Genomic DNA, 11116 nt, shown 5'->3' on the forward strand with positions numbered 1-11116 from the left:
GAAAGAAAAATATATAATTAGGTGATTGCTTATATGAAACAGATTTGGCGTATTTATAAGACAGATTTACGGAATGTAGCCAAACATTGGGCTGCAATTGTTATTGTTTTAGGGTTAATGATTTTACCATCGTTATATGCATGGTTTAACATTAAAGCTTCTTGGGATCCTTACGGAAATACGAAAGGAATCCAAATTGCAGTTTCTAACCAAGATGTTGGATCAAATTTAAGAGGGAAAGATATTAACATCGGGGAAGAAATTGTAGATTCACTTAAGAAGGACAAAAATTTCGGGTGGAAGTTTGTTGATGAAAAGCAAGCAATTTATGGAGTAGAGCGTGGAGATTATTCCGCAAGTATTACTATTCCAAAAGATTTTTCTGAAAAGATTGCAACGGTCTTGAATGAAAATCCACAGAAACCAGAACTTGATTACTATGTAAATGAAAAAGTAAATGCGATTGCACCGAAAATTACAGCTAAAGGTGCATCGGGTCTTACAGAAGAGGTTAGTAAAAACTTTGTTAAAACAGCAAACGGTGAGATTTTTAAAATCTTCAATGACCTTGGAATCGATTTAGAAACTAACTTACCAAGCATCGAGAAAGTAAAAGATCTTGTATTTAAATTAGAAGCGCAGTTCCCAGAAATGAATACACTTATGGATAAGGCGTTAGATGATGCAACTCGAGCGGAAGATATCGTGAAAGTAGCACAAGAAGATCTACCTGTTGTAGAGAGTGTAATAAATGATGGGCAAGAAGCGTTGGCAAATTTAGATAAGTTCTTTGCAAGACAAGATCAAACATTAAAGAATGCTCCAGGAACGATAAGAAATGATTTAGTAGTAGCAAAAGGCGTTATGGATAGTGCAGCTGCATTTACTGACTTTTTAATGAATCCAGGTGTAGACTTAAATATTCCTGATTTGTCTGGAATGAATGGATTACCTGAATTCCCTGCAAGACCGGACCTTTCTAAGTTGAATAGTGATGGTTATAAAAATATAGCGCAAAATATTAATCAAACAGTCAATAATGTTTTAAGTTCATCCCGTGCAGGAACAGCTTATGCACAAAGTGTTATGGATGGATTGCAAAATGGGAGCGTTGACCCAGAGATAGCTAAGAAAAATATTTCAACTATATCTAATAATCTTCAAACGCATATTGACAATCTCTCTTATGTAATTGATGTTATGGCTCGTTTAGAGCAAGGAGCTCAAACTGAGTTTGGGCAAAATTTCTTTAAAACAAGAAAAGAGCATTTAACAGCTATTAAAGATGGACAACAAGATTTAAATAATCGATTTAAACGTTTAAATGATTTGATTAGCACAGGTCAAGAAGTAAAACAAGATGTGCGAGATGGAATCAATCAGAAACTAAATGAAACAAATGCTTTAATCGATCGAGCTGAAAAAGATTATAATGAAACATTTGTAGCAGATTATCAAAAAGCAGTTAGTACAGTAGATCAAGCTAAAGTTGATGCAAATGCAGCATATGACAATGCAAAAGCAGATTACGATAAAGCAAAAAATGGCCTTGAAGGTGCAAAAGCAGATTTACAAAAAGCGAAAGAAGATGTACAAAATAGAGGTGTTAACGGTTTAGATTCAACGAAAGTAGCTTTAAATAGCTTAAATGGTCAATTCCAATCTGGAATTGGTTTGATTGATGATATGATTCCAGTTCTAGAAAGTACAAATAAGGTTTTAGCGGATGTAAATAGTGATAAAAACCTTAATAATGGAATTACAAAATTAAACAAAGCGAAAAGCAGCTTACAAAAAGGTGTAGAGGCAACGAATAAGGGGATTACACTTCTTAACAATGGCCAAAAACCTACAAAAGATGTAATTGAAAGTATTAACAACGCTGCGAAGGGCGGATCAGCTCAATTAACAGATGTATTATCGACGTATGATTCAGAAATTGTACCTAACTTTAATACAGCAATTGCTCGTACAAAAGAGATGTCGAAAAATACAACTCAAATTTTAAATGATGCAGACAAAAAGCTTCCAGATGTTAAAAAATTACTAGAAGATTCATCAAAAGGCTTAGTAGACGGTAGAAAGAAATTAGCAGACATTAAAGCTGAAATGCCGGAGACTGAGAAAAAGATTAAAGAATTAGCAGATAAAATTCGTGATTTTGAATCTGAAGAGGATATAAAAGACATCATACGCTTATTAAAGAATGATGTTGAAAAGCAAAGTGACTACTTTGCAAATCCAGTAAATTTAAAAGAGAATAAATTATTTGCAATGCCGAACTACGGTTCAGCAATGTCACCATTCTATACAGTGCTTGCATTATGGGTAGGCGCATTATTAATGGTTTCATTATTAACGGTAGAAGTACACGAAGAGGGCGCGAATTATAAGAGCCATGAAGTTTACTTCGGACGTTTATTAACATTCTTAACGATAGGTCTTTCACAAGCGTTTATCGTATCAATGGGAGATATATTCTTACTCGGTACGTACGTAGTCGATAAGTTCTGGTTTGTGTTATTTAGTTTATTTATTGGGGGAGTCTTTGTTTGTATCGTATACTCACTCGTTTCTATTTTCGGAAACGTTGGGAAATCGATGGCGATCATTTTACTTGTACTGCAAGTAGCGGGATCAGGCGGAACATTCCCAATTCAAATGACACCACCGTTCTTCCAAGCAATTTATCCGTTCTTACCATTCACATATGCAATTAGTGCAATTCGTGAAACAGTTGGCGGAATGCTTTGGGATATAGTAACTAGAGATTTACTTGTGTTAAGTGTTTTCGTAGTAGTTATGATTGTTGCTGCGTTATTACTGAAAACACCAATTAACAAATCAAGTGAAAAATTCGTTGAGAATGCAAAAGGAAGTAAAATCATTCATTAATAAAAAGGTTCCTACCGATAGTGGTAGGAACCTTTTTGTTTAATCAAATTTTAATTTCTTTAATGCTTCTGCGAATGGATTGTTTAATGGTTCTTCTTCTTTGTTCTGCTGTTTCATATATTTTTGAACGTCGCGTTTATCAGCTTTGCTGCCGGATTCTTTTTTACGTCTCTCTTGGAATGTAGAAAGTTTCTCACGATAGCCACATTTACATGCGAAAATTTGGCCTGCTCCTTCACCACGAAGTTCTAGTTTCTTTTTACACTGAGGACAGCGTGCATTTGTAGTGCGGGATACATTTTTACGGTGACCACATTCGCGATCTTGGCATACAAGCATTTTACCTTTTTTACCGTTTACTTCTAACATTGGTTTACCACAGTCTGGACAAGACTTCGTTGAAATGTTGTCGTGTTTATATTTCTTATCACTCGATTTAATTTCAGCAACAATTTCTTTCGTATAGTTCTTCATTTCTGAAATGAATACTTCTTTCTTTAATTTTCCTTTAGCGATAGCTTCTAACTTTTGCTCCCATTCACCAGTTAGTGTAGGAGATTTCAGTTCTTCTGGCACTAAATCAAGTAACTGACGGCCTTTTGAAGTAATGTGAATATCTTTACCACGTTTTTCAAGCAAGAACGAATTGAATAACTTGTCGATAATATCAGCTCGTGTAGCTACAGTACCTAATCCACCAGTTGACTTTAACGTGTCAGCAAGTTGTTTGTTTTGCGTATCCATGTATTTTGTTGGGTTTTCCATCGCTGAAAGTAATGTTGCTTCATTAAAACGTGCAGGTGCTTTCGTTTGACCTGATGTTTGGACAATTAGTTTTATGTTTAATGTATCGCCTTTTTCGATGCGAGGTAAGATTTGTTCTTTTACATCATCGCTTGCATCATCATCTTCAAATCGATTTTCATAAACCTCTTTCCAACCAGCATGTAAAATCGTTTTTCCGCGTGCGATGAACGTTTCGTCACCAATTTTCGTGCGCAATGTTAGTTGTTCATATTCAAAGGCCGGGAATAAAACAGCTAAGAAACGTTTTACAACTAAGTCATAAATTTTACGTTCTTTATCTGTGAAAGCTGAGAAGTTTACATAGCTCTCTGTTGGAATAATTGCGTGATGATCACTTACTTTACTATCATCAACAAATGATTTATTAGATTTTACAGGTTTCTGCAATACTTTATGTGCTAAAGGACGGTATTCTCCAACTCCGCAAGCCTTCAGACGCTCTGGAAGTGTTCCGACAATATCAGATGAAATATAGCGTGAATCTGTACGAGGGTACGTTAAAACTTTATGCTGTTCATATAATTTTTGCATAATGTTTAATGTTTCTTTCGCAGAGTAACCAAATATTTTATTCGCATCACGTTGTAGCTCAGTTAAATCGTAAAGACCAGGAGCGAACGATTTCTTTTGTTTTTTATCAATGTCTACAACAGTAGCATTTTGTTTACTAATTTTGTTCACGATTGCATCAGTTTTTTCTTTATTAAAGCTACGGCTATTTCCTTTTGTATCTTGCCAAGTTAGCTTTAATCTCTCAGCTGTTTGAGCTTCGATACCATAGTAAGTTTGAGCTTTGAAATGTTTGATTTCATCTTCACGGCTTGCAATCATGGCTACAGTAGGTGTTTGAACACGACCACAATTTAGTTGGGCATTAAAGCGAGTAGTTAATGCTCGAGTCGCATTAAGTCCGATATACCAGTCAGCCTCTGAACGTGCGACAGCTGAAGCGTATAGATTGTCATATGCTTTTCCTGGTTTTAAATTTGCGAAGCCATCTTTAATTGCTTTATCGGTAACAGATGAAATCCATAGACGTTTAATCGGTTTCTGCATTTTAACTTTATCGATAATCCAGCGTGCGACCAACTCGCCCTCACGACCGGCGTCAGTAGCTATAATGATTTCATTTACATCTTTTCTAAGAAGCTGACTTTTTACAGCGTTAAACTGTTTCCCTGTTTGTTTAATAACGGTTAGTTTTAAACGCTCCGGTAGCATTGGTAAATCTTCTAAATTCCACTGTTTATATTTCACATCATAGCTTTCTGGATCAGCTAATGTAACGAGATGACCTAAAGCCCAAGTAACAATATATTTACTACCTTCAAGATAGCCGTTCCCTTTTTTATCACATTTCAGTACACGTGCGATATCACGTGCAACAGAAGGTTTTTCAGCAATTACAATACTTTTTGCCATATTTAAAAACATCCTTTCAAATTTCCATACGTTAAATATAGCATACATCTTTGTTCGATTCAGTCTTGCTGACGGTTTGAGTTATTTGTGGTGAAATATACGTGTGAGAGTTTTACTTATATAAAGGCGAAGAATGGTTGAACCAGGAGAGTTCTGATCTCTATCATTCTATAAAAGTAAAGAACTTGTTATTTTACTAGAATAAGAGTAGACTTTGAAGTAGATGAATAATAAACACATGGGAGTTTGTGGATGCAAACTGAGAGTATGACTAGTCCGTCATTGACCATTTGAACCTGTTGGATAATGCCAGCGTAGGGAGAGTGTAAAAGCACATGTTCAGGCACTTTGCGTACGCGCAAAGTGCCTTTTTGTGTATCTCCCATTACTATAGTTAGGAGATGAAAAGGATGAATATGAAAGAAATTAGTAAAGTAGTGGATTTGGTGAGAGAGTCTAATCCACTCGTGCATAATATTACAAATGTTGTTGTAACAAATTTTACAGCAAACGGTTTGTTAGCATTAGGAGCATCACCTGTAATGGCGTATGCAAAAGAAGAAGTAGCAGAAATGGCTAGCATTGCGGGAGCCCTTGTTTTAAATATGGGTACACTTCGTCCTGAAGAGGTAGAAGCGATGTTACTTGCTGGTAAATCAGCAAATAAGAATGATGTACCAGTATTGTTTGATCCAGTTGGGGCAGGAGCAACTTCTTATCGAACAGAAGTTGCGAGATATATTCCAGCTGAAATCGATTTAGCTGTTATCCGCGGAAATGCGGCTGAAATAGCTAACGTTATTAATGAGAAATGGGAAATTAAAGGTGTAGATGCTGGTACTGGAAACGGTAATGTTGTAAATATTGCAAAACAGGCAGCGGATGAATTAAATACAGTTGCGATAATTACTGGACAAGAAGATGTTGTTACAGATGGAGAGCGAACTATTCTTATTCGAAATGGCCATCCTATTTTAACGAAAGTTACGGGAACTGGTTGTTTACTAACTTCTGTAATAGGAGCATTTGTAGCGGTAGAAAAGGATTATGTAAAGGCAGCAGTAGCCGCATTAACATTCTATGGAGTAGCAGCAGAAGTAGCGGCTTCGAAAACAGTAGAGAATGGACCAGGAAGCTTTCAAATTGAATTTTTAAATCAGTTAGCGAATACAACTTCAGATGATATTGAGAAGTATGGAAAGATTGAGGTTATACAGTAAGGAGAGGAACTAGATGCCGCGTATTACAAAGGCTGAAATGTCTAGGTTATTACCAGTATATTTTATTATGGGAAGTAACAATTGTACGAAGGAGCCACTACAAGTATTGAGAGATGCACTAGAAGGTGGTATAACAATTTTTCAACTTCGTGAAAAGGGAGAAGGGGCTTTAACGGGAGAGAAACGTATTGATTTTGCGAAAGAACTACAAGCGCTTTGCAAGGAGTACGGTGTACCATTCATCGTAAATGATGATGTGGAACTAGCCCTCGAGTTAGATGCAGATGGCGTGCATGTTGGACAAGATGATGAAGGAATTACTTCTGTTCGTGAAAAAATGGGTGATAAAATTGTTGGTGTATCTACACATACAATTGAAGAAGCACGCTGGGCGATTGAAAATGGAGCTGATTATTTAGGAGTTGGTCCAATTTTCCCGACGAGTACGAAAAAAGATACAAAAGCGGTTCAAGGAACGGAAGGTCTAAAGTATTTTAGGGAACAAGAGATTACAATACCGATCGTTGGGATTGGTGGGATTACAATTGAAAATACAGCTTCTGTTATAGAAGCGGGTGCGGATGGTGTTTCAGTTATTTCAGCGATTAGCTTAGCGGAATCTGCGTATGAAGGTACGAAGAAATTAGTTGAGGAAGTAAATAAGAGTTTGTAGAGTCGCAAAATGAGTTGTTTCGTTTATCCTGCTATTTGTGGGAGTCTTACGCCGGTAAAAGCCCGATTGGTGCGGGCTAATAATCAGTGGGGGGGTGAACAAAACCCACTGATTAAAGTTTCAATTTTTTTAAACAAACGTTTGATTAAAAAAGCACAAACCCTTTAAAATTGTAGGTTTGTGCTTTTATCCCGCTATTCGCCGGGCAGTAAAACTCCTACCTCAAAATTCGGCTTTAACAAAGAGGTTAGGTGGGAGATCAACTGCCCGTAAAAGCCCGATTGGTGCGGGCTAATAATCAGTGGGGGATGAACAAACCCCCCCACTGATTAAAGTTTCACTTTATTTAAAACATAATTGAAATTAAGAGCATTCCAATTCCGATAGAAGTGAATGTTGCGATTAGGCCAGGAATCATAAAGCTATGATTTAAAACATATTTACCAATTCCTGTTGTACCAGTACGGTCAAAGTTAATTGCAGCAACGATTGTCCCGTAGTTTGGAATGAAGAAATATCCATTTACTGCAGGGAACATCGCAATAAGTAATGCCGGCGGAATACCAAGTGATAGTCCGAGTGGCACTAAAGCACGAACTGTTGCTGCTTGGCTATACAGTAAAATAGATAGAATGAATAGTGCAATAGCAAATAGCCATGGTGCACTTGTCACTAAGTGTTGAATTGATCCTTGAATTATATTTAAGTTTCCGTTGAAGAAAGTATCTCCCATCCAAGCGATACCAAAAATAGCAACAACTGCTGTTGCGCCTGCTTTAAAGACGTTACCAGTTACAATGCTTTCCACATTTGGTTTACAGAAAATAATAATAAGAGCAGCAATGGTTAACATGACCATTTCAATTGTGTTTGGCATGGAAAGACGAGCTAACTTCCCATCAACCATCCATCCCGGACGAAGGGCTTCAAATGAACCAAGAAGTACGACAAGGAAAGTTCCTACTAGGAAAAGGATAACTGATAATTTAGCGCCTTTTACACCCGCAAATTCTTTTTTCTCTTCAAGTTTAGGGATCATTCCCTCTTTTAATCGCTTCAAGTATTCAGGGTCTTCATTTAATTCTTTTCCCATTTTACTAGCAACGAATGCAGCTACCATACAAGCAATAAAAGTAGAAGGGATACTAACTTTTAAAATATCTAACAAGGTGATTTTATAGTCGGCTAACATTGCTAAAAGTGCAACTGTTGCAGCCGATATTGGACTAGCTGTAATTGCCTGCTGGGAAGCGATAACGGCAATTGACATTGGTCGTTCAGGTCTAATTCCTGATTCGCGAGATACTTCGGCGATAACGGGAAGTACAGAATAAGCGACATGACCAGTTCCCGCGCATAGCGTGAATAAATAAGTAACAATAGGAGCAAAGAATGTAATGCGTTTTGGGTTTTTTCGTAATGCTTTTTCGGCGAGATGGACAAGATAATCCATTCCTCCAGCAGCTTGCAAAGCACCGGCAGCTGTAATTACTGCTAAAATCATAAGCATTACATCAATAGGAGGGGCTGTAGGTTGTAAGTGGAAGACGAAAACAAGTATTGCCATACCAACGCCACCCATTACTCCTAGACCAACTCCGCCTAAGCGTGCACCAATAAAAATGCAGAGTAGTAACGTAAGAAATTGTAGCCAAAACATGATAAACTACCTCCGAAATTCGTAAGTTAAGATATATTCGAATAATTTAATTTGAAAGAAAATTAAATTAATATCCGGAATAATCCTTGTGTTGTATACGTTTTTTATTATATAACACAAGAAATGTAACATTCACGAACTTTGTTAAATTATTTCGAAAAAATAATACATTAAAACTTTATATTTAAATCTCTAAATAAGTGGACATTTTAATTTTTATGTTGTAATCTTTGAAAGAGAATATTTAAATTCTCATAGAACTCCCATATCGTTCAACTCGTTCAGCGAGAAAGGCAAACTGATGGAAACATGAGGGCGCAAAACTACAGGGGCTAAGGTCAAATGACTATGCTAGCCAGTTACCGGACGGATAGGGTTGGTTTTGACCAATGCTTTTTCATTGGTCTTTTTTTTATTTGTAAACAAATGAGAATTGTTATCATTTATTGATGAGGTTTATATTTTAATAGTTTTACTTTATACTAAGTTAATTTAGAAAGGTGATGTTAATGGGAAAGTATTGGCACAAGCTATCATTTCTTCAAAAAAATGTATTGTTAACTGTATTAGTTATTTTGACGCTTGTTGGTAGTATGGGGGCGTTAAGTTTTAACATGTTTCAAAATAGTATGATGTCTATATTTGAAAGGCATTCTTTTGAAACAGGAGATACGGTATTACATAAATTAGACGCAGAAATAGTGAGAGATGTTGCAAAAGATCCAACGGCAGAAAGAGAAAAGAGAGAGAAGTTAACAGAGAAATTAGATGAATCAACGGAAGAATTGAACAGTGTTGGACAAACGTATATTGTTGGAGCAAAAGAAAATGAAAAAGGTGAGTTACAAATCGTCGACTTGTCTACAGACTTAGCAAATGTTGTTGAAGTAAAGCCAGGGGACTATTATAAACAACCAGATCTTTGGATGAAAGCATATGATAAGGTAATGAGCACGAAAAAAGCAAACATGACAGTAGTATATGAAGACGCATTAGGATCATGGGTAACGATATTAGAGCCAATTAAAGATGGAGAAGATAATATTGTGGCAATTGTTGCAGCCGATGTAGATGCCTCTATTGTTCCTATTACAAAGGGAAAATTCATTATACAAGGTTTAATGTTTATTTGTATTTCTGTTTTAATTGCAACTGTTATTCAATTCTTAATCGTACGTAACGCACTTGCTCCATTGCGGGATTTACGTGAAGGGTTGCGCAAAGTCGGTGAAGGTGATTTAAGTATTAAATTAGAGGAAAGACCAGATGATATTGGTATTATTAATGCGTATTTTAATAATACTATCGAGAAGTTTAAAGGAATTATAGATAAAGTGAAGCAGACAGCAGAACAGGTTTCCTCATCTTCAAAAGAATTGTCAGTGAGTACGAAAGAGAATAGCATGGCAGTTCAAGAAATCGTAAGTTCTATGGTTGAGTTAAGAGCTGGCGCCCAGTCACAAGAAACTTCAGTACCACAGTATTTAGGTATTGTATATGAAATGGAAGATAAGATGGAAGAGATAACGAATGCTGCAAAACAAATGGCGAAAGAGTCTGAAGGTATAGAGCATCATTCAGGAAAAGGAAATGGTGTTATTAAACAGGCGATTAATCAAATGAACATAATACAAAATGCAGTACAAGATTTATCTTCTATTATTTATTCTTTGGAAGCAAGATCAAAAGAAATTAGTGATATTGTAACTGAAATTACAGGTATTTCAAATCAAACTAATTCGCTAGCTTTACATGCTACTATTGAAGCTTCACGTGCTGAGGAAACTGGAGAGGGATTTGCCGTTGTTGCTGATGAAGTGCGTAAATTAGCAGAGCAGACGGAAGCATCAGCAAAAGATATAGCAAAATTAATTGGGGAAACACAAGCTGGAACGGAAGAAGCTGTTGTTTCAATGCAAAAAGCTTCAAAAGAAGTAGAATCAGGAATTAAACTTGTTGAAAGTAGTGGTGCTTTCTTTGAAAAAATTTCGAAATCAGCACAAACTGTTACCAATCAAGTTAGAGCTGTTTCTAGCAATTCAAGTGATATATTGCAAAATAGCCAAAATATTGTTCGTGTTGTAAATGAACTATCACTTATCGCAAATAAGTATGCGAATAGTAGTAGTAATGTTCAAGAAAGTATGAAAGAACAGGAAATGTCTGTACAAGATATTGCTGAATTAGCTAGTTCTTTAAGTTGGCTTTCACAGGAGTTACAAGAGTTAATTGGGGAATTCAAAAGTTAAATGAAGTGATTATGCATGCTTTTGTTTGTTCAATAAAATAAATCATGCTACAATGAAAACGAATTAAGAACCGGGGAGCCAATTGGCTGAGAGGATGTAAGTATACATCGACCCTCAACCTGATCTGGATAATGCCAGCGTAGGGAGTTACTTTAAAGTGATGTAGCATAAGTTATTATAGAATAACTTG

At 36.2% G+C, this 11116-nt stretch carries 6 protein-coding genes and 3 riboswitches; of the genes, 4 read left to right on the forward strand and 2 right to left on the reverse strand.

Annotation, left to right across the window (positions count from 1 at the left end; genetic code table 11):
- Positions 1–33 precede the first annotated feature (33 nt).
- The gene (locus MHH59_RS02125; protein ID WP_340850786.1) at positions 34–2895 is read left to right on the forward strand and encodes a YhgE/Pip domain-containing protein; all 2862 of its coding nucleotides are present in this window, start codon (positions 34–36) and stop codon (positions 2893–2895) included.
- Positions 2896–2934: 39 nt separating this feature from the next.
- On the opposite strand, the gene topB is transcribed toward MHH59_RS02125, so the two are convergent.
- Positions 2935–5124 carry a DNA topoisomerase III gene (gene topB / locus MHH59_RS02130; RefSeq protein ID WP_002124971.1) on the reverse strand — a complete coding sequence of 730 codons (2190 nt, stop codon included), beginning with the start codon at positions 5122–5124 and terminating at the stop codon, positions 2935–2937.
- Positions 5125–5352: 228 nt separating this feature from the next.
- Positions 5353–5462: riboswitch (TPP riboswitch) on the forward strand.
- Positions 5463–5534: 72 nt separating this feature from the next.
- On the opposite strand from topB, the gene thiM reads away from it, so the two are divergent.
- Positions 5535–6344: a hydroxyethylthiazole kinase gene (gene thiM, locus MHH59_RS02135; protein WP_002091241.1), complete on the forward strand. Its 810-nt coding sequence runs from the start codon at positions 5535–5537 to the stop codon at positions 6342–6344.
- 13 nt (positions 6345–6357) lie between these two features.
- On the forward strand, positions 6358–7017 hold the full coding sequence (gene thiE / locus MHH59_RS02140) for a thiamine phosphate synthase (RefSeq protein ID WP_340850788.1): 660 nt from the start codon (positions 6358–6360) through the stop codon (positions 7015–7017).
- A 346-nt stretch (positions 7018–7363) separates the two neighbouring features.
- Here the strand turns inward: thiE and MHH59_RS02145 are convergent, their stop codons facing one another.
- Entirely contained in the window at positions 7364–8677 is a 1314-nt protein-coding gene (locus MHH59_RS02145; protein WP_088266035.1) for an anaerobic C4-dicarboxylate transporter family protein, read from the reverse strand.
- Positions 8678–8959: 282 nt separating this feature from the next.
- Positions 8960–9044: riboswitch (cyclic di-GMP riboswitch) on the forward strand.
- A gap of 142 nt (positions 9045–9186) precedes the next feature.
- On the opposite strand from MHH59_RS02145, the gene MHH59_RS02150 reads away from it, so the two are divergent.
- Positions 9187–10926, forward strand: coding sequence for a methyl-accepting chemotaxis protein (locus MHH59_RS02150; RefSeq protein WP_016121405.1), 1740 nt, complete (start codon positions 9187–9189; stop codon positions 10924–10926).
- 61 nt (positions 10927–10987) lie between these two features.
- Positions 10988–11089, forward strand: a riboswitch (TPP riboswitch).
- Positions 11090–11116: the final 27 nt, after the last annotated feature.

This window comes from Bacillus sp. FSL E2-0195 (assembly GCF_038003645.1).
In the GTDB taxonomy this organism is placed as follows: domain Bacteria; phylum Bacillota; class Bacilli; order Bacillales; family Bacillaceae_G; genus Bacillus_A; species Bacillus_A mycoides.

Excerpts from the sequence above, each read along its gene's own strand:
- MHH59_RS02125 (WP_340850786.1), top strand. The coding sequence starts at position 34 with ATGAAACAGATTTGGCGTATTTATAAGACAGATTTACGGAATGTAGCC.
- topB (WP_002124971.1), bottom strand. The coding sequence starts at position 5,124 with ATGGCAAAAAGTATTGTAATTGCTGAAAAACCTTCTGTTGCACGTGAT.
- thiM (WP_002091241.1), top strand. The coding sequence starts at position 5,535 with ATGAATATGAAAGAAATTAGTAAAGTAGTGGATTTGGTGAGAGAGTCT.
- thiE (WP_340850788.1), top strand. The coding sequence starts at position 6,358 with ATGCCGCGTATTACAAAGGCTGAAATGTCTAGGTTATTACCAGTATAT.
- MHH59_RS02150 (WP_016121405.1), top strand. The coding sequence starts at position 9,187 with ATGGGAAAGTATTGGCACAAGCTATCATTTCTTCAAAAAAATGTATTG.
- MHH59_RS02145 (WP_088266035.1), bottom strand. The coding sequence starts at position 8,677 with ATGTTTTGGCTACAATTTCTTACGTTACTACTCTGCATTTTTATTGGT.